General features: G+C 60.2%; 19 protein-coding genes. 9 read left to right on the plus strand and 10 right to left on the minus strand.

From position 1 onward, the window contains the following. Positions 1-35 precede the first annotated feature (35 nt). A complete protein-coding gene (locus NW812_RS06080; protein ID WP_414394990.1) occupies positions 36-473 on the minus strand; it encodes a pentapeptide repeat-containing protein in 438 nt (145 codons plus the stop codon). A 180-nt stretch (positions 474-653) separates the two neighbouring features. On the opposite strand from NW812_RS06080, the gene NW812_RS06085 reads away from it, so the two are divergent. Next, a complete protein-coding gene (locus tag NW812_RS06085) occupies positions 654-812 on the plus strand; it encodes a hypothetical protein (protein WP_414394991.1) in 159 nt (52 codons plus the stop codon). A gap of 289 nt (positions 813-1,101) precedes the next feature. Then, positions 1,102-1,833 (plus strand): RadC family protein, encoded by a 732-nt coding sequence (gene radC, locus NW812_RS06090; RefSeq protein WP_414395154.1) that lies wholly within the window; start codon positions 1,102-1,104, stop codon positions 1,831-1,833. A 17-nt stretch (positions 1,834-1,850) separates the two neighbouring features. Here radC and fmt read toward each other — a convergent pair whose 3' ends face one another. From fmt to cbiD, 3 genes are all read right to left on the minus strand, one after another. Beyond that, positions 1,851-2,843 carry a methionyl-tRNA formyltransferase gene (fmt, locus tag NW812_RS06095; protein WP_414394993.1) on the minus strand — a complete coding sequence of 331 codons (993 nt, stop codon included), beginning with the start codon at positions 2,841-2,843 and terminating at the stop codon, positions 1,851-1,853. Positions 2,844-2,867: 24 nt separating this feature from the next. Next, positions 2,868-3,578, minus strand: coding sequence for a hypothetical protein (locus NW812_RS06100; RefSeq protein ID WP_414394995.1), 711 nt, complete (start codon positions 3,576-3,578; stop codon positions 2,868-2,870). A 64-nt stretch (positions 3,579-3,642) separates the two neighbouring features. After that, on the minus strand, positions 3,643-4,770 hold the full coding sequence (gene cbiD / locus NW812_RS06105) for a cobalt-precorrin-5B (C(1))-methyltransferase CbiD (protein WP_414394996.1): 1,128 nt from the start codon (positions 4,768-4,770) through the stop codon (positions 3,643-3,645). Between the two features lie 94 nt (positions 4,771-4,864). On the opposite strand from cbiD, the gene NW812_RS06110 reads away from it, so the two are divergent. Beyond that, positions 4,865-5,218: a hypothetical protein gene (locus NW812_RS06110; RefSeq protein ID WP_414394997.1), complete on the plus strand. Its 354-nt coding sequence runs from the start codon at positions 4,865-4,867 to the stop codon at positions 5,216-5,218. Position 5,219: 1 nt separating this feature from the next. Here NW812_RS06110 and def read toward each other — a convergent pair whose 3' ends face one another. The 4 genes from def to NW812_RS06130 all read right to left on the minus strand — a co-directional run bounded on the left by def (position 5,220) and on the right by NW812_RS06130 (position 6,725). Continuing rightward, positions 5,220-5,816 carry a peptide deformylase gene (gene def / locus NW812_RS06115; RefSeq protein ID WP_414394998.1) on the minus strand — a complete coding sequence of 199 codons (597 nt, stop codon included), beginning with the start codon at positions 5,814-5,816 and terminating at the stop codon, positions 5,220-5,222. 102 nt (positions 5,817-5,918) lie between these two features. Then, a complete protein-coding gene (locus NW812_RS06120) occupies positions 5,919-6,224 on the minus strand; it encodes a DUF3593 domain-containing protein (RefSeq protein ID WP_414395000.1) in 306 nt (101 codons plus the stop codon). A gap of 3 nt (positions 6,225-6,227) precedes the next feature. After that, positions 6,228-6,542 (minus strand): DUF2499 domain-containing protein, encoded by a 315-nt coding sequence (locus NW812_RS06125; RefSeq protein ID WP_414395001.1) that lies wholly within the window; start codon positions 6,540-6,542, stop codon positions 6,228-6,230. A gap of 6 nt (positions 6,543-6,548) precedes the next feature. Then, entirely contained in the window at positions 6,549-6,725 is a 177-nt protein-coding gene (locus NW812_RS06130) for an NblA/ycf18 family protein (RefSeq protein WP_414395003.1), read from the minus strand. A gap of 368 nt (positions 6,726-7,093) precedes the next feature. On the opposite strand from NW812_RS06130, the gene NW812_RS06135 reads away from it, so the two are divergent. The 3 genes from NW812_RS06135 to NW812_RS06145 all read left to right on the plus strand — a co-directional run bounded on the left by NW812_RS06135 (position 7,094) and on the right by NW812_RS06145 (position 9,287). Then, entirely contained in the window at positions 7,094-7,345 is a 252-nt protein-coding gene (locus tag NW812_RS06135; protein ID WP_414395004.1) for an RNA recognition motif domain-containing protein, read from the plus strand. Between the two features lie 51 nt (positions 7,346-7,396). Beyond that, complete coding sequence (locus tag NW812_RS06140) at positions 7,397-8,701, plus strand: metallophosphoesterase family protein (RefSeq protein WP_414395006.1); 1,305 nt, start codon at positions 7,397-7,399, stop codon at positions 8,699-8,701. A gap of 340 nt (positions 8,702-9,041) precedes the next feature. Continuing rightward, a complete protein-coding gene (locus NW812_RS06145; protein ID WP_414395007.1) occupies positions 9,042-9,287 on the plus strand; it encodes a GlsB/YeaQ/YmgE family stress response membrane protein in 246 nt (81 codons plus the stop codon). Positions 9,288-9,533: 246 nt separating this feature from the next. Here NW812_RS06145 and speA read toward each other — a convergent pair whose 3' ends face one another. After that, positions 9,534-11,459 (minus strand): biosynthetic arginine decarboxylase, encoded by a 1,926-nt coding sequence (gene speA / locus NW812_RS06150; protein ID WP_414395009.1) that lies wholly within the window; start codon positions 11,457-11,459, stop codon positions 9,534-9,536. 630 nt (positions 11,460-12,089) lie between these two features. On the opposite strand from speA, the gene dnaK reads away from it, so the two are divergent. Next, complete coding sequence (gene dnaK / locus NW812_RS06155; protein WP_414395010.1) at positions 12,090-13,982, plus strand: molecular chaperone DnaK; 1,893 nt, start codon at positions 12,090-12,092, stop codon at positions 13,980-13,982. Between the two features lie 140 nt (positions 13,983-14,122). Further along, positions 14,123-15,067 (plus strand): DnaJ C-terminal domain-containing protein, encoded by a 945-nt coding sequence (locus tag NW812_RS06160; RefSeq protein ID WP_414395011.1) that lies wholly within the window; start codon positions 14,123-14,125, stop codon positions 15,065-15,067. On the opposite strand, the gene NW812_RS06165 is transcribed toward NW812_RS06160, so the two are convergent. Beyond that, positions 15,068-16,405: a (Fe-S)-binding protein gene (locus tag NW812_RS06165; protein ID WP_414395013.1), complete on the minus strand. Its 1,338-nt coding sequence runs from the start codon at positions 16,403-16,405 to the stop codon at positions 15,068-15,070. 206 nt (positions 16,406-16,611) lie between these two features. Between NW812_RS06165 and NW812_RS06170 the strand changes: the two genes are divergently transcribed. Further along, entirely contained in the window at positions 16,612-16,932 is a 321-nt protein-coding gene (locus tag NW812_RS06170; RefSeq protein ID WP_414395015.1) for a hypothetical protein, read from the plus strand. The last annotated feature ends 8 nt before the right edge of the window (positions 16,933-16,940 follow it).

Consider the following 16,940-nt stretch of genomic DNA (forward strand, 5'->3'; position numbering starts at 1 on the left):
AGGATGGCGCGTCCCATCGGGAAGAATTGTGCTCGTCAAATCTCAGAATCGAGCTTGGCACCTTTTAGGTTGGCCCCTCTGAGCTGAGGACCTGTCAGTTCAGCTCCCCTCAAGTCGGTCCCGAACAATTCGGCCCCGCTCAGGTTGGCCTCCTCCAGGTTGGCCCCGCTCAGCTTGGCCCCGATCAGGTTAGCCCCGCTCAGGTCAGCCTTTTTCAGGTTGGCCTTCCTCAAGTCAGCCCAGCGAAAGTCTCGCTCGCCAGCTATATACTTTCCTCGAATATCCCCAACCTGACGTAGGGGGATCTGATATGCCTTTGCTGCCTGCACGTGGTGGAGATTGTCGGATTTCAGGAACGTCTCCCAAGCAGCGAACTTTACCTCCCACTCCTTGTCCTCCTGCAGTGCTTTCAGGAGAAGCTGGGCCCCTTCTTCCCCATGTTGGAGAGCATCTTTGAGAGCTCGGATTCTCACTTGAGGATCCGGACTGGCCAGGGCTTGTCAAACACCCACCAGGCCACCTATGACCGGATCGAATCCGCCAGGCCCTTGTCCGCCTAAAACAGGATCGAAGTTTTCCATCACCGTACTGTCTCCTCGTGAGACGTTAGCTAGCCCGCCGGGATACCCGTTAGCGCTACGCGCTGGGGGAGTGTGGAGGTAGACCTTCTATCTCCTTACCAGACGCGGCAGCCCCGTGTCCTTATTGTTGGCAGGGATCTGGCAGGCGTCCAGGTGGCGGACTGGGTGGCCACCGCTCTCCTGGCCAAGCTGCGTGCGGCGTTGCGGTGGATTCAAGGGATCCCGTTTTGAGTTGGCTTCCTCTTTGTGACGGTTCTGTCCTTTCCCCTTTCCTAGGAGCTATCTTGTAACCCTTCTTCACCTGTGGCCCTACCTTGATCCTGGTGCTGGCGGTTGTTGCAGCATACTCAGGGAGGAGCCGTCCACTTTTTTTCAGGAAGGGTTGGCCCCTATGGGCTGCGCTTGTTTGTACCCTATCTTTGAGATCCGCTGCGGGTTCCTGGCAAGCACGGCGTAGGTGCCCGATTGCCTGGTAACCTGGGATCCCAGCCTGTAGCAGCCCCTTTTGGCTGTTGAAGATATGGGCCAGTACGTGCTGCGTATCAGTGACCTTCCCCTTCGGGATCGCCCGCGCGAGCGACTGCTCAGCCAGGGGGCCAAAAGCCTCTCCCACGCCGAGCTGCTGGCCATTTTGCTCAACACAGGCCAGGGGCCGGGCAAGCTCTCTGCCTTGGGCCTAGCCCAATTGCTCCTCAAAAAACTGGAAGCGCAAGGAGATCCCCTTGCCCAGTTGCGCCAGGTGGAGGCCGGGGAGCTGCTTCAAATTGAGGGCATCGGCCCGGCCAAGGCGGCAACGGTGCTGGCGGCCATCGAGCTGGGGCGGCGGATCTTTTTGGCCCGACCACCTGAGCTGACGGTGATTGAATCGCCAGAACAGGCGGCCATGGCCCTGAGCGCTGACCTGATGTGGGAGGCCCAAGAGCACTTTGCCGTCCTGCACCTGGATATCAAGCACCGCCTCATCGGCCAGCAGATCGTAACGCGGGGAACCGCCACGGAAACCCTCACCCACCCCCGGGAAACCTTCCGCAGCGCCATCAAGCAGGGAGCTAGCCGCATCCTGGTGGCCCACAACCACCCCTCTGGCAGCTTGGATCCCAGCCCCGAGGATCTGGCTCTCACGCGGCAACTGCTGCAGGCGGGACAACTGCTGCAGATCCCCGTTTTGGATCACCTCATCCTGGGCGGTGGTCAGTTCCTCAGCCTGCGCCAACACACCAACCTCTGGCAGGAGTTTCCCCAGCCAGAATAAACCCCCACCCCCCTGACCTACTCTCCCTGGGGAGAGGAACTATCGGTCTCCAAAAGCGGCTCAAAGCGCATGCCCAGCCTGAGCTGGCCGCCGTTGACCAGATCCCAAGCCGACTGTTCTTTTCTGCCAGGCAGTTGGGCCCGCCGGATTAGGAGGGATCCCTCACCGGTAGCCACATACACCCCTTCTCCCTTGGCCAGTCCCACGACTTCTCCAGGGCTGCCCTGGGGAAGAGGATTAGGTGGCGGGTGCAACTGAGGAGAGGCGGAGCGGACAATCTTAATCCGCTGCCCCTGCAAGCCAGTAAAGCAGTTGGGGGAAAAGGCGCGGATTTGATTGTGCAAAGCCTGGGCCGAGCGCCGCCAATCGAGCTGGAAGTCCTGTTTTTTGAGCAGGGGGGCGTAGGTGGCCCGCGAGTCATCCTGAGGAATGGGGGTCAGCTCTCCTTTTTCCAACTTCAGCAGCGTCTCCACCAGCAGGCTTGCCCCCAGTTGGGCTAGTTGGGAGGCTAGCTCCAAGCCGGTCTGCTCCGGCCCGATGGGCAGCTTGGCCTGCAGCAAGATGGCTCCTGTATCCAGGCCCTCGTCCATGAGCATGGTGGTGACGCCGGTCTCGGTCTCGCCGTTGGCAATAGCCCACTGGATGGGGGCAGCGCCGCGGTAGGCCGGCAGGAGGGAGGCGTGGACATTGACGCAGCCCAGCCGGGGCATCTGCAGCACCGCCGGTGGCAGGATTTGGCCATAGGCCACCACCACAAACACATCGGCAGCCAGCGCCGCCAGCGCCGCCAGCACCTCTGCATCCCGCCGCAAACGGACAGGTTGCCACACGGGGATCCCCTGGGCTTGGGCAAGGACCTTCGTGGGCGGAGGAAGCACCCTTTGTCCTCGTCCCTGGGGCCGATCCGGCTGGCAGACCAATCCCACTACTTCAAAAGGAGACGGCGGCTGCAGGAGAGCCTGGAGCGAAGGTAGGGCAAACTCCGGCGTGCCAAAGAAGACAACCCGCATGGCCAACCCCCTGAACCCTGCCCTTTAGTCTAGGGCGGCGGGGGAAGGCCGAGGGGGCTCGCCATCGGCAGCGTCGGCTGCTGGAGAAGGAAAGGGAGAAAGCCTGGCTGGGGGAGCCTGCCAAAAGGCGGGCTGTTTGAGATCGAATTCCTGGCTCCAGCTTGGAAAGAAAGAGCTTAGCTTTTGCCCAGAAAGCCGCAGCCGTTGCACAAAGGTCAATTCTAAGCGCGTTAGAACCCGCCGCACAAAATCCTTGGCCCAGGCCGGATCCGGCGCCTCTGCAGCCTGCAAGTTAATCTGCAGCCAGCCCAGCTTGGGATGCAGGTGAACCCGAGCGCGGATTCCTTCTGGGTGGAGCAAGTAGTTGAGCACCTCCTGGAGGGCCTCTTCATCCCCCTGCCGGGCACGGTACAAGGGGCTGTTGGGGTTGGGCGGCGGCTGGTAGCGCCACTCGCGGTGCCATTCCGGGATCCCTTCGTTGGAAGGAAAGCCGAACAGCTCCACCTGGCGCTGCCGGTAGCTCAGCGCCATTTCCTCTAGGGTTGGCAGGAGGCCCTCCAGCAGCCAGTCCGGATCCGGGAGGGGCTCCCCTTCTAAACGCAGCAACAAGCGGTGGCCGGAAAGACGCGCCTGGACTTGGAGAGAGCTCAACCCTAGCGCACTCAGGGCTGCCTGCAGGCGCGCCACCCTCTCCGACAGAGGAGGCTGGGGAGAAGCTGCAGAAGAAGTAGCCACTGGTGGAGATCCCTGGGTAGCTTCGGATCCAACCTAGCTCAGCGCCTAGAGTTGCTGAAAACCACTAGAGGGTTTGAGCAGACTGAGGTTTAAGTCCCTGCCCTACCTGCACGCAAACTTGCCCTTGTCGATCAAACAACGTTACCGCCAACGCTAGGGATCGGCCGGCGTACTTTTGCACATAGGCTGCTGCCCGCTCGCAGATTCGGCAAGCCAGGGCCTGTAGCACCGGCTCTGCCCAACCCAGGCTTTCTAGGTACTGCACTGCTGCTTCCACCGTTCCCAGCTCCAACAGCCGTCGCGCCTGCTCGGCTGCTCCCCCACAGCGGATCAAGGCTGCCACCAGAATCTCCAGGCGGGCATCGGCCACATGGCTGGAGGTGGTGAAGATGCCGCCTGCTAGCTTGATGAGTTTGCCGTGGTAGCCAATCAAGTGAACGGCCTCCGCCCCCCGCAGCGCCGCCTCCACCAGCAGCGGCCCTACCCAATTGGCTACCCGCAGGATTTGCTCTGCCGGGATCCCTTGCCGCAGGGCTACCTGTTGCCCGTGGCTGCCTAGGCAAAAGGCCAGCTGCCTGTGCTGCTCGAGCTTCTGTTGCAGCTCTTGCCGGGCTTGCTCCAGACTTTCGGCACTGGCAGAGGGCTCCACCTCCGCCCGCGTCCCCACCAGCGCTAGCCCCTCCAGCACCCCGAAAGCAGCATTGGAGGTGCGTTCTGCCAGCAGCTTGCCTTCCGGCAAGATGATGCGCACCCGCAGGCGATAACCCTCCGGGATCCCTGCCAAAAGGTTGACCTCAAACAGACGCCGGGCGTAGGCAGAGATGGCTGGACTGCCGTCAGCGTGTCGCCCTAGCCCCTCGCCAGCTTCTAGAAGCAAAGGGGGAGCGGTGGGATCTTTTTCCTCCAGAGCCACCCACCCCCAGACCGGCGTGTTGCGGGTGAGATCCAGGTGAGGGCCGGGATCCGAGCGGGTGATGGCTAAAGCGGTGTTCTCCGACAACGTGGCCACCTGCTCCACCGGGATCCTGACCGATCCCACCTCAGGCTCCACCTGCACTGCCACGACGGGACAACCACCCTCCTGGGGCAAGGGAATCTTGAGGAGGTGGTGAAAGGCTGCCTTGGCAGCAGCCACTGCAAACACGGGCAAGGTGTAACCTCGCTGAGGGGAGGAGGGGAGGGAATCCTGCATTTTTTGTTCAATCGTTAAATGATCTGGGCGAAGGGAGGGAGGGATAGAAACCTGTCTCTTTCAATGGGAGTAAAGAGTTAAGAGCGGGGCAGCTATGAGCGAAACCTTGCAGCACTATTTTGAGCGTCTGGAGGGGCAAATTCAGGAGCTAAAAGCTGCCATTGAACGGCTGCCAGAGCAGGTGGCCGCTGCCCTGCTGGCGCGGCAAGAGGCCAAAAAAGCTGTGCCCGCCTCCTCCTGCTATAGCACCCTAAACGCCGACTTGGTTGGAGATGGGAGCCATAACTTTTTGCTGGAGGAGGATCCGCCTGTAGTCGGCAACCGCCAGCCGACCTATGATCTTGCCCCTGAGGCTCAGATCCAGCGCTTGAGCGCGCAGCTAACTGCTGCTTACAACCGCATTGCCGCCCTGGAGGAGCAGCTCTTGGCCCAGCGCCTGCGCAAATAACCTAGCGAGGTTTCAGGGCAGGAGCGGCAAGGGGATTAGCTCTGCGTTGCACATCCTGCATCTGGAAGCCATGCTTGCGCAGCTCCTGATCCAGCAGCAGTTCGTTTTCCACGTAATCAACAAACAGCACACCGTTGAGATGATCGATTTCGTGTTGGATGACCCGCGCTAGCAAGTCATCGGCTTGGATTGTGCGGGGCCGTCCGCTTTCGTCCTTAAACGACACCACCACTCCCTGGGCGCGTAGAACCTCACAGAAGACGCCTGGAATGCTTAGGCAACCCTCCTGAGCAGCCACCGTTTCGCCAAGGTACTGGCGGATCTCCGGATTAATCAGTACCAGCGGCGGCACTTCTGGCTTGTCGGGATAGATGTCCACCACAATCAAGCGCTTGGGAACGCCCACCTGTGGCGCTGCCAGACCAATGCCATCAGCGCTGTACATGGTCTGCAGCATATCGCGCGCCAATTGGCGGATCTCGTCGTTGACTTGGCTAATCCGCTTGGCCGGTTGCCGCAGCACCTTGTCCCCCATGCGATAGATGCGCAGCGGTGGGTTTTTGAGTTTAACTTTGGGGACAGAAAGCGTGGCCACCATCGGGCAGGTCTCTTACAAGGACAAACATCAGGTTGTCTAGCTGGCCCCCTCATTCTACACTTGCTCAAACCCCGGGGACGCCTGGAAGTTAGGCCTGAGGACTCACGACTGCTCAGGGCTGTTCGGGGATCCCTGGGCCTTCTGGTCAAGGGCTTGCTTGAAGCCCAAGGCCACCAAAATGTTGGAGAGAGTGAGAAAAGCCTCTGCCCCTCCATGGAGGGGATCCACATTGGCTAAAGAAGTGCCGTAGTGCTTCTGGGCGTACAACCCTGCTGGGATGCTGACGGCAACAAAAAGCAGCAGCAGCCAAAAGCCCGCCACCGCCAAGCGCGGGATCCGGCGCAGCCGCGACAGGAAGAACAAAAAGAGCAAGTAGGGAAACAGAGAGAGAGCAAACAAGCTGTTCATTGCTTAGCTGGGATCTCGTTCCTCCGCCTGCTCGGCTCGCCAAATGCGGTAGGCTGCCCACGCCAGCGTACAGTTGCCCAGCAGGGTAAACCCAGCCTGAGCAGTCACCAGCCCCTCCAAGTTGGGGTCGTTGTCAAACCAGTGCCAGGTAATGGCACACATGGCTCCCACCAGCGCCGGCAGCATCGCCCAGCTCAGGCTTCGCCATTCGGGGCGCCCCGTTCGCTCCCCAAACTGCCACACCCAAACGATGGCCGCCAGCCACTCCAAGACGCTGGCCACGTGAATCCACCAGGTGGGAAATGAAAGGGCATGCATACACCCCTAGGCGTTGAGGAACTGGCGCAGCAACTGGCGATAGGTGGCCTCCTGCAGCAGCATTTGCTTGTGCAGCTTGACCAGGATGTCCTTAGCTTGCTCGGGACTCATGCGAGCCACCAGCATCTCAAAAGCCCGCTGGCGAAATTCTTGTTCCAAAGAAAGACCTGGCGTTTCCTCCATTATCGTCACCTCGAGAGGCTTGGGGGTAGGTCAGAGACTTGCTTTGGGCTATTCCAAACCTGCCCCTGACGCGCGACGCAGTCAGGATAACACATATCTTAACAATCTCCCTTAACAAGCTGCAATAAGATGCCAAGTCCTGGTAGCTAGGTGGGGGAGGGAGATCTCAACGAAGTAGCAGAAAAAGTCCAGTTCTACAGATTTGACGAGGGCGCATTTCGGATAGGGAGATGCGAAGCTTTTTGAGCAGGGATCCCTTTACGTCTTGTTATTTTGGGCAAGCGAGCAAGGCGTCATGGTAGAAGTGAAGTACCTTGAGCTGGGGCTGCTGCTCCTCCTGACCTGTGCCTTGCCTTGCTTACATTGCTATGACCATTTTTGTGGGAAACCTAAACTATAAAGCTTCAACTGAAGAGCTCAAAGCCTTCTTCCAGCAGCGGTGGAACGTTAAGTCAGTTACGATCCCGAGAGACCGAGAAACCGGCCAGACAAGGGGTTTTGCATTTGTGGAGTTGGCCACCAAGGCGGAGGAAGAAGAAGCCATTAACGTTGCCAACGGTCAGGAATTTATGGGTCGGCCCTTGCGGCTAGAGTGGGCCCGGCCGCGCCGAGAAACTTAGCTTAGGCAGGGATCCCAGGCTGGGCCTGGAATTTAGAGAAGGGCGGCTGAGATGGTGAGGCTGTTGCATTTTTCCGATGTCCATTTGGGCAGTGGTCTAGCCTACGGCTCCATCAACCCGGCCACGGGACTGAACACCCGCTTGGAGGATTTTGTGGCTTCCTTGCAGCGGTGCATTGACCTTGCCCTCGATCTAGCTGTGGACTTAGTTCTGTTTGGGGGAGATGCCTTTCCCGATGCGACGCCGCCCCCTCGGCACCAAGAACTCTTTGCCCAGCAGCTTCGCCGGTTGGCTGATGCCGGCATCCCGACCGTTCTCTTGGTGGGTAACCACGACCAATACGGACAGGGCCAGGAGGGCAACAGCCTAGCCATCTACCGGGCCTTAGGGGTGGCGGGGTTTGTCGTCGGGGATCGGCTGCAGACCCATTGGATTGAAACTCGCAGCGGCCCAGTCCAGGTGACCACCCTGCCTTGGCTAAACCGCTCCACCCTACTGGCCCGCCAAGAGGGCTTGGGCCTTGACCCTGAAGGGCTGACCCAGAAGCTGCTACAGCGCTTGGATCTGGCGCTGGAAGGGGAGGCCCGCAGGTTACGGCCCGGGATCCCGGCAATTTTACTAGCCCATGTAATGGTAGATACAGCCCGCTACGGGGCCGAGCGGCATCTTTCGGTAGGCAAAGGCCTGACGGTGCCCCTCTGGTTGCTGGCGCGGCCAGCTTACCAGTACGTGGCTTTGGGGCATGTGCACTGCCACCAGGTGCTCTGTCGGGATCCCTTGGTGATCTATCCCGGCAGCATCGAGCGGGTGGACTTCGGGGAGGAAAAAGAGGAAAAAGGTTGCGTAGTGGCAGAGGTTACGGCCACAGGAGCAAGCTACGAATTTTTGCCCTTGCCCGCCCGCGCCTTTCACACCATCCGCCTCGATCTCACCCCCTATCCCCCCCAAGAAGTGCAAGCCAAACTCCTGGAGGCCATTGCCAAGGCCCCTGTAGCCGGCTCCATCCTACGCCTCATCTACCGCCTTCGCCCCGACCAGCTCGATGGCATTGACGAGCGGGCTCTGCACCAAGCCCTTGCCCCTGCCTTCAGCTACACCATTGCCCCAGAAGTGGTCAGCCCTGGCCGCATCCGCTTGCCGGGCTTGGATCCCAGACATCTAGAGCCCCTGACGGCTCTGGAGCAGTATCTAGCTGACCGCAGCGATCTGGCCCCCTTGCGCAACGAGTTGCTGGCGGCTGCCCGTCAGTTGCTGGCGGAAGCAGCAGATCCCTTGCCGGAAGGGAATGCCAACGAGGAGGAGGTGGATCCTCCAAGCCCCGCCGACTGGGAAGAGCAGCAATTGCCCTTGTTCTAGGGCTCTGCCTCCATTGCTTTGACCTTTGTCGGTCAGAGGTGGGGAGCAGGGCCGCTTCTAAAGAACCTTTGCCGCGTGATCCGGATCACTTCGGGAGGGGGGGAAACGGCAGAGACTGGAACTGGGTTGAAGTCGTTGGCAACGACGCTCTCAGCTCACTTCCAGGGAACTAACCTAGGCTGGCAGATCTCACCCTGCCAGTCTTTCCTTTTGTAGAGCTGGGGAGCCGTGGACAGCAAGGGATCCCTGTAGTTATCATGTCGCTGCCAGGCTCTGTCTCGACTTCGAAAGAAGCTGGAGGTGGAGTGGATTTGTCTCGGGAAAAGAAGGAGCAAAGGGCATGGAAAGCGTACTAAGGTCTCTAGTGATCGGGGCAATTGCCGGTTGGCTGGCAGGGTCTATCCAGCGCGGCTACGGTTTTGGCCTGATTGGTAACATCATTGTCGGCATTTGCGGAGCAGTTGTAGGAGAATACCTTTTCAACTTGCTCGGCTTATGGGCTACAGGTCTGCTGGGGAAATTGTTGATGGCAACCGTTGGGGCTTTGGTTTTGTTGGCGTTGGTCAACTTTCTTCGCCGGGCTTGAGAGTACGTTGCCAGCGGGCAGGGATGGCTGACGTGACGCTGCTTTTTTTGGTTGGCTGTGGATCAAACCCGTGTCTGGTTCAGATTGCCGGGTAAGGAGCACCTCTGCTCAGGCCGGAAGCTGTCATTAGAAAAAGGGGGCCATAGAGCCCACCCCTTCCGTGACCTACTCCCGGCACTGAGTACAGCGCAGATCTCAGCTACCCCTACACCCCTACGAGCTAAAGCCGGGATGGCAGAGGGGCAGCTAGCGGTGCAGGTAAGTGTAGGCCCGCAGGTTGTCTTCAAAGTGCTGCTGCAGCGCCCTAGCCTGCTCTAGAGTGATCTGCCCCCTTTGTAGCGCGGCTTCAGTGGCGTGGTGCAGGGCTTCCACCAGGTCTTCGCTGGTGTATTGCACCCAGCTCAGCACCTCAGCAATCGTGTCTCCCTTGATCACTTGGGAGACGTGATAGCCGCCAGGACGGGTGCGGACATGCACCGCGTTGGTGTCGCCAAAGAGGTTGTGCAGATCCCCCAGGATCTCCTGGTAGGCACCCCCCAAGAACACCCCCAGCAGGTAGGGCTGCCCGTCGGGATCATGCAGCGGCAAGACCGAGGTGATTTGGCCGTCTTCGCCAAAGAAGCGGTTGATCTTGCCGTCGCTGTCGCAGGTTAGATCCGCCAAGGTAGCCCATTGGCGCGGCTCCTCGTCCAGACGGTGGATGGGCATGATGGGAAAGACCTGGCCGATGGCCCAGCTATCCGGCAGGGACTGGAACAGGGAGAAATTGCCGTAGTAGATGCTGGCCAGCATCTCGTCCAGCTCCAGGAGATCTACAGCCACGGGCTGCCCTGCCTGGTACTGCTCGTAGGCCAAGGTGCAGATCTTGTCGGAGCAGTTCCAAAACAGCCGCTCCACCTCGGCCCGCTCCTGCAAGCTGAGGGATCCCTCGATGAACTGGCGCAGGGCAGCTTCTTTTAGCTCCTGGCAGCGGCGATAATCGGCCACTAGGGTATCGGGCCGGATCTCGTAGTAGAGCTGGTTTAGCTTCTGGATCACCTCTGCACTGGAGGTGAGCTGGGTAGGCATGGGGTAGGGGCTAGCCACATTGACATCCTGCACGTCAAAGACCAACACCGACTGGTGGGACATCAAGGCCCGCCCGCTTTCGGTAACCAGCACCGGTGGCCGGATCCCATGCGGCTGCAGGGTGGTCAGCACTGTCTGCACCACGGTGGCGGCGTAGTCCTCGACGCTATAGCTCTGGGAGAAATGACTGGCGGACTGGGATCCGTCGTAGTCAACCCCTAAGCCGCCGCCGATATCCAGGTAGCCCATCGGCGCTCCCAGCTTGACGAGTTCAATGTAGATCTGGCTGGCCTCCCGCACAGCCCGCCCGTGCACACTCGCCATCGAGATCTGCGAGCCGATGTGGTAGTGCAATAGGCGCAGACAGTGCAGCTTGCCGACTTCCCGCAGCCGTTCCACCACCTGCAAAATCTCCGTCGCTGTAAGGCCAAACTTGGCCCGATCCCCGGCCGAGGTGCCCCAGCGCCCGCTGCCTTGGGTAGAAAGCTTGGCCCGCACCCCCAGCATGGGATCAATGCCCAGGTGCTCGGCAGCCTGCAGCACCAGCTCCAGCTCCTGCAGCCGCTCCAGGACGATGATGGGCGTGCGCCCCAGCCGCTGGGCCAAGAGGGCCGTTTCCATAAAGTCGCGGTCTTTGTAGCCATTGCAGATGAGCAAAGCCCCGGGAGTGTCCAGCAGAGCTAGGGCGATCAACAGCTCCGGCTTCGATCCCGCTTCCAGGCCAAAATGGTAGGCGCGGCCGTGCTTCACCACCTCTTCCACCAGGTGGCGCTGCTGGTTCACCTTGACCGGGTAAACCCCCCGATAGACATTGGGGTAGCCAAAGCGCTCAATGGCCTGCTGAAAGCTCTGGCAAAGCTGCCGCATGCGGTCGGCCACAATCTCGGGAAAGCGAATTAACAACGGCAACTGCAAACCCCGCGCCACCAGATCCTTCACCAGGTGGTACAGGTCAATGCCCGGTTCCTGCTGCTGTAGGCCCTGTGGGGTTACCTCCACATGACCAGCGGCGTTGATACGGAAGTAGGGCTCCCCCCAGTAGCAGATGCGATAGAGCTTTTCGCTGTCTCGCAGTGTCCAGGGAGAACGAGTCAAAGTCGGCATAGCAGTCCCCCAGATACCGAGATGTGAACAGCGCAGGATTTCCGCACAGAATCCACAATATATTGCTCTATTTCAGAAGGCGTCAAGATTTTTCCCAAGCAGGGAGGCTGTGCCGGAAACCGCCTAAGCCTTGCCAGATAAGGCTTTGGGCTTGAGAGCTCCTTGAAAAAGGCTCTAGCGGCAAGCTCTCTCTTTCTCTTTCTTTTGCTGTTTTTCTTAGTCTTTCTCACTAATGCTCTTTTTTGCCTCGATGGATCCCCGCTGTAACCCTGCGGGGAAGGGCACGAACGCCTGGCTGCTCCTCAGCAAAGGGGTGATTGGCGACGTGAAGTTGGTCTGGGCCTGCAACTCTTGCGGTGGCGGCCCTGGATGAGTTTTTCTCCCCACTCCCGAAGCTCCGACTCCCCAACCCCGCAGGTACGGAGATCCGTAACAGGTCGGCTTTTCAACCCCCAGAAATGGGCGGCATTCTCGCCCTAGCGTTGCCAACCACCTGGTTAAGATCGGCTCAGGAAATGGCTAAGCCTTTGCCAGATTTTCGCAAGTTGGCTGCCCAAGCTACCCCACAAGCGGATGGGCTGGCGGCGGTAACCGAAGTCCTGTACACACAAAGAGGAGAAGAAGGAGCCGATGGGAAAAGTTGTAGGAATTGATCTGGGCACAACCAACTCGGTTGTCGCCGTAATGGAGGGGGGTGTCCCCACGGTTATTGCTAATGCCGAGGGGAGCCGCACCACACCCTCGGTAGTTGCCTTTACCAAGGATGGGGAGCGCCTGGTGGGTCAGATGGCTCGTCGCCAGGCAGTGCTCAACCCCGAGAACACCTTTTACTCCGTCAAGCGGTTTATCGGGCGCAAGTACGACGAGGTGGGCGCCGAGGCCAGGAGGGTTCCCTACCAGGTGCGGCGGGATGAGCGGGGCAATGTCAAGTTGTACTCACCCCGCATGAACAAGGAATTTGCCCCCGAGGAAATCTCGGCCATGGTGCTGCGCAAGCTGGTCGAAGATGCCAGCCGCTACCTGGGTCAACAGGTCACCCAAGCCGTTATTACCGTGCCTGCCTACTTTAATGACTCCCAGCGGCAGGCCACCAAAGATGCAGGCCGCATTGCTGGCTTGGAGGTGCTGCGCATCATCAACGAGCCGACCGCGGCTTCCTTGGCCTACGGCTTGGATAAGCGCACCAACGAGACCATCCTTGTCTTTGACCTGGGCGGTGGTACCTTCGACGTCTCCATTCTCGAGGTAGGAGATGGGGTCTTTGAGGTGAAAGCCACTAGCGGCGACACGCAACTGGGCGGCGACGACTTCGACAAGAAGATCGTCGACTGGATGGCCGAAGAGTTCAAGCGCAGGGAAGGGATCGACCTGCGGCAAGACCGGCAGGCCCTGCAGCGGCTAACAGAAGCTGCTGAGAAAGCCAAGATTGAGCTGTCCAGCGTCTTGGAGACCACCATCAACCTGCCCTTCATCACTGCCACTGCCGACGGTCCGAAGCACCTGGAGCTGAAGCTCTCGCGCGCCCACTTTGAGCACCTCTGCGCCGACCTGCTAGAGCGCTGCAAAGGTCCGGTGGAGCAGGCCCTGCGGGATGCTAAGCTCACCAAGGCTGACATCAACGAAGTGGTGCTGGTGGGTGGTTCCACCCGCATTCCGGCGGTACAGCGGTTGGTGAGGGAACTGCTGGGCAAGGAGCCCAACCAAACCGTCAACCCCGACGAGGTGGTGGCTGTCGGCGCTGCCATCCAAGCCGCGGTGCTGGCGGGCGAGGTGAAAGACGTGCTGCTCTTGGATGTCACTCCCCTGTCGCTGGGGGTGGAAACCCTGGGCGGTATCGCCACCAAGCTGATCCCGCGCAACACCACCATTCCCACCCGCAAGTCGGAGATCTTCTCCACAGCGGAAGATGGGCAGACCTCGGTGGAAATCCACGTGGTTCAAGGGGAGCGGGAGTTGGCTCGCGACAACAAATCGCTGGGCCGCTTTAGGCTGGAAGGGATCCCACCCGCTCCTCGGGGTGTGCCCCAAATTGAGGTGACCTTTGATATCGACGCCAACGGCATCCTCAAGGTAACGGCTAGAGACAGAGGAAGCGGCAAGGAGCAGAGCATCTCCATCACCGGCGCCTCCACGCTCGATAGCAAAGAGGTGGAGCGGATGATTGCCGAGGCGGAAAAATACGCCGCCGAAGACCGCGCCCGCCGCGAGAAAATCGAGCGCCGCAACAAGGCCGACTCTCTGGCCTACCAGGCCGAGCGGCAGTTGAAGGAGCTGGGAGACAAGATCTCCTCCAGCAAGCGCAGCCAAATCGAAACCCTGGTGCGGGAGCTGCGGGAGGCCATCCAGCGCGATGACGACAGCGCCATCCAAAGCAAGGAGCGGGAGCTGCAGGAGGCTCTCTACGCCATGAGCAGCGAGCTCTATCAGCAAGCTGGCGCTTCCTCTAGCTCCACTTCTAGCGCAGGGAAGACTGCCGGCGGCAGCGATGACGTCATCGACGCCGATTTCACTGAGGCCAAGTAACCCCTGCGGGATCCCTCTAGGAAGGAGGGATCCGGCTTCTGGTGCCAGTTTCAACAGGAGGAGGGAGGGAATGGGCAAGGGTCACTAGCCCGCCTCCTTCCTTCTTCGGGGTTGGTAGCCCTCTGCCTGCGGATGCCTCCATGCAAAGCTTCAAGGACTACTACAAAATTCTGGGGGTTAGCAAGACAGCCACTGCTGAGGAGATCAAGCAGGCCTATCGTCGCTTGGCGCGGAAATACCACCCAGACGTCAACCCCAACGACAAAACTGCTGAGGAAAAGTTTAAAGACATCAACGAAGCCTACGAGGTTCTCTCCGATCCCAGCAAGCGCAGGCAGTACGACCAATTCAGCCAGTACCACCAGCAGGGTGGCTTTCGCTACCGGCGAGAGACCTACAGCAGCCCCTTTGGCGAAAGCTCCTTTGGCGAGGACTTTGGCTTGGGGGGAGGGGGCGTCGATTTCGACCAGTTTGAAGACTTTCAGGATTTTATCGATCAACTGCTAGGGCGAGTGCGCAGCTCTGGCAAAGACCGCAGCAGTCCTTCGGCCAATGCCAACTACGACGCGGAGGCCACCCTCCACCTTTCCATCTCGGAAGCGTTTGAGGGGGGAAAGCGCCGCCTGCGGGTGGGCGGGGATCGCGTGCTTGAGGTGAGCATCCCACCGGGAATCACGCCGGGCAAGCGAATTCGCCTGCGCGGCCAGGGCCACCCCAAACCCAACGGGGGCGCTGGCGATCTCTACCTCAAGATCGAGCTGAAGGAGCATCCCTTCTACCGCCTAGAGGGGTTTGACGTCTACTGCGACCTGCCGCTTAGTCCCAGCGAGGCGGTTTTAGGCGCCCAGGTGGAGGTGCCCACGCTAGACGGGCTGGTGAAGCTGCGCATCCCGCCAGGGACGCAACCAGGGCGAAAGCTGCGGTTGGCAGAGCGGGGCTTTCCCAAGGGCAACGGGGAGCGGGGCGACTTCTACGCGGTAGTTCAGATCTATTTGCCCACGCGGCTTTCGGAGGAGGAACGAGAACTCTACGAAAAGCTGCAGCGCATCCAGTCCTACGATCCCCGCGCCGCTCTCAAGCTCTAGCTAGGCAGTTGCCTTGGCTAGCTCTGGAGTGGGCGGTTGGAGAGCCCGGTCCAAGAGCTCCATGGGGTGGTAGATGGGGATCCCAGCCTTGCCTTGCAGGCGCAGGTGCTTTTGGATTTGCAAGCGGCAGCCGATGTTGGCGGAGACGATCCCCTGGGCGCCGGTGTTGAGGAGGTTGGCCACCTTTTGGGATCCCAGCTCGTCCGCCACCTCGGGTTGCAGCAGGTTGTAGACGCCGGAGCTGCCACAGCAGAGGGCAGCATCGACGGGATCCCGCAGCTCCAGGCCCGGGATCTGCCGCAGCAGTTGGCGCGGCTCCTGGCTAAGGCGCTGCCCGTGTAGCATGTGACAGGCATCCTGATAGACCAGCACCAAGGGATCCGGCTGCAGCGGATGGAGAGGAGCGGTCAACCCCACCTGAGCAAGAAACTCCTGGATGTCCTTGACTTTGGCCGCAAACTGGGCTGCTTTCTCTTGGTAGTGGGGATCCTTACCCAGGATGTGGCCGTACTCCTTCAGCGTATGCCCGCAGCCAGAGGCAGTGATGAGAATGGCATCCAAGTCGTAGACAGCAAAAGCATCCACCATCTGGCGGGCCAGAGTTTTCGCCTGCTGCAATTGCCCTTGGTGGTGGGGCAAGGCTCCGCAACAGCCCTGGGCAGGTGGGATCACCACCTCACAGCCATTGTGGGTTAAGACGCGCATGCTGGCCTCATTTACCTGGGGGGCAAACAGGCGCTGCACACAGCCAAGAATCAGCCCCACGCGAAAGCGGCGCTCGTCCACCGCCGGGATCCGCTCCGGATAGCGCTTGGGCAAAAGGTGCTCCACCTGCAAAGGGGGCAGCAGCGATTCCATGGCCGCTAGCCGCGGGGAGATTTTTTCCAGCCCCTTGCGGATCCAGGCGCCGATCCCCATCTTTTGGTAGAGCCAGAGGGGCCAGAGCAGCGGTCGCAGCCGCTCCGGATAGGGGAAGAGGAAAAAAATCAACTGGCGGTACAGTCGATCCCAGAGGTTGCGGCGGTAGTTGCGCTCAATCTGAGGTCGGGTAGCGGCAATCAGCCGGTCGTAGCGCACCCCCGAGGGGCAAGCCGTTACACAGGCCAAACAGCCCAGGCACGTGTCGAAGTGGGAAACCACTGCCGCTGAGAGAGAGATTTGGCCCTGATTGAGGGCGTCCATCTGGTAGATGCGGCCCCGCGGCGAATCCGTCTCCTTGCCGAGGACGCGATAGCTGGGGCAGGTGGTCAGGCAAAACCCACAATGCACACAGGCATCGATCAGCTTCGGATCCGGGGGATCCACCCCATCAAAACCCGGCCCTTGCGATAAACTCATTGGCTTCGACTCATTGGCTTCGACCTATCGCGCTCTCAGCTCTACATGGCCATGCAGGGAGACCATTGGCAGCTTGCGATCCCACTCTCCCTTTCCTGCATCTTAATGCCAGAAGCGGGATCTGAGGGAGTTTACTCCCATCCAGGCGCTCTTCTGGCTCGTACTACCCTAGAGAAAGCACTTGTCAACTCTTCCCTTTGAGAGCCATGAACTGGCAACACCTCTTCACTCGCGCTTTTTGGGCAGCAACCCTCGCCAGCTTGTGCCTGCCGGGAGCGGTTCTGGCCCAGGCTAACCTGCGGGAGCTCCCTCCGGACTTGGCAGAACAGCTCACCACGGAGCGGATTTTGCAAGCCTGCGCCGCCAACCAAGCCGATACCCTGCCCAGCCCTTTCCCAGACGTGGTGGCGACCGACTGGGCCTACAAGGCGGTGCTCACCCTCTACTACTGTGGGGCCTACCGGGGGGCTATCCCACCGGAGACCTTCCGGCGCTACCTGGAGCAACAACGGGGATCCCAAACCTAGAAGGCTGG

Origin of the sequence: Synechococcus sp. O70.2, from assembly GCF_047462135.1 — a bacterium.
Taxonomy (GTDB): Bacteria; Cyanobacteriota; Cyanobacteriia; order Thermostichales; family Thermostichaceae; genus Thermostichus.

Excerpts from the sequence above, each read along its gene's own strand:
- dnaK (WP_414395010.1), top strand. The coding sequence starts at position 12,090 with ATGGGAAAAGTTGTAGGAATTGATCTGGGCACAACCAACTCGGTTGTC.
- NW812_RS06160 (WP_414395011.1), top strand. The coding sequence starts at position 14,123 with ATGCAAAGCTTCAAGGACTACTACAAAATTCTGGGGGTTAGCAAGACA.
- NW812_RS06110 (WP_414394997.1), top strand. The coding sequence starts at position 4,865 with ATGAGCGAAACCTTGCAGCACTATTTTGAGCGTCTGGAGGGGCAAATT.
- NW812_RS06165 (WP_414395013.1), bottom strand. The coding sequence starts at position 16,405 with ATGAGTTTATCGCAAGGGCCGGGTTTTGATGGGGTGGATCCCCCGGAT.
- def (WP_414394998.1), bottom strand. The coding sequence starts at position 5,816 with ATGGTGGCCACGCTTTCTGTCCCCAAAGTTAAACTCAAAAACCCACCG.
- NW812_RS06130 (WP_414395003.1), bottom strand. The coding sequence starts at position 6,725 with ATGGAGGAAACGCCAGGTCTTTCTTTGGAACAAGAATTTCGCCAGCGG.
- radC (WP_414395154.1), top strand. The coding sequence starts at position 1,102 with ATGGGCCAGTACGTGCTGCGTATCAGTGACCTTCCCCTTCGGGATCGC.
- NW812_RS06145 (WP_414395007.1), top strand. The coding sequence starts at position 9,042 with ATGGAAAGCGTACTAAGGTCTCTAGTGATCGGGGCAATTGCCGGTTGG.
- NW812_RS06125 (WP_414395001.1), bottom strand. The coding sequence starts at position 6,542 with ATGCATGCCCTTTCATTTCCCACCTGGTGGATTCACGTGGCCAGCGTC.
- fmt (WP_414394993.1), bottom strand. The coding sequence starts at position 2,843 with ATGCGGGTTGTCTTCTTTGGCACGCCGGAGTTTGCCCTACCTTCGCTC.
- speA (WP_414395009.1), bottom strand. The coding sequence starts at position 11,459 with ATGCCGACTTTGACTCGTTCTCCCTGGACACTGCGAGACAGCGAAAAG.
- NW812_RS06120 (WP_414395000.1), bottom strand. The coding sequence starts at position 6,224 with ATGAACAGCTTGTTTGCTCTCTCTCTGTTTCCCTACTTGCTCTTTTTG.
- NW812_RS06135 (WP_414395004.1), top strand. The coding sequence starts at position 7,094 with ATGACCATTTTTGTGGGAAACCTAAACTATAAAGCTTCAACTGAAGAG.
- cbiD (WP_414394996.1), bottom strand. The coding sequence starts at position 4,770 with ATGCAGGATTCCCTCCCCTCCTCCCCTCAGCGAGGTTACACCTTGCCC.
- NW812_RS06170 (WP_414395015.1), top strand. The coding sequence starts at position 16,612 with ATGAACTGGCAACACCTCTTCACTCGCGCTTTTTGGGCAGCAACCCTC.
- NW812_RS06140 (WP_414395006.1), top strand. The coding sequence starts at position 7,397 with ATGGTGAGGCTGTTGCATTTTTCCGATGTCCATTTGGGCAGTGGTCTA.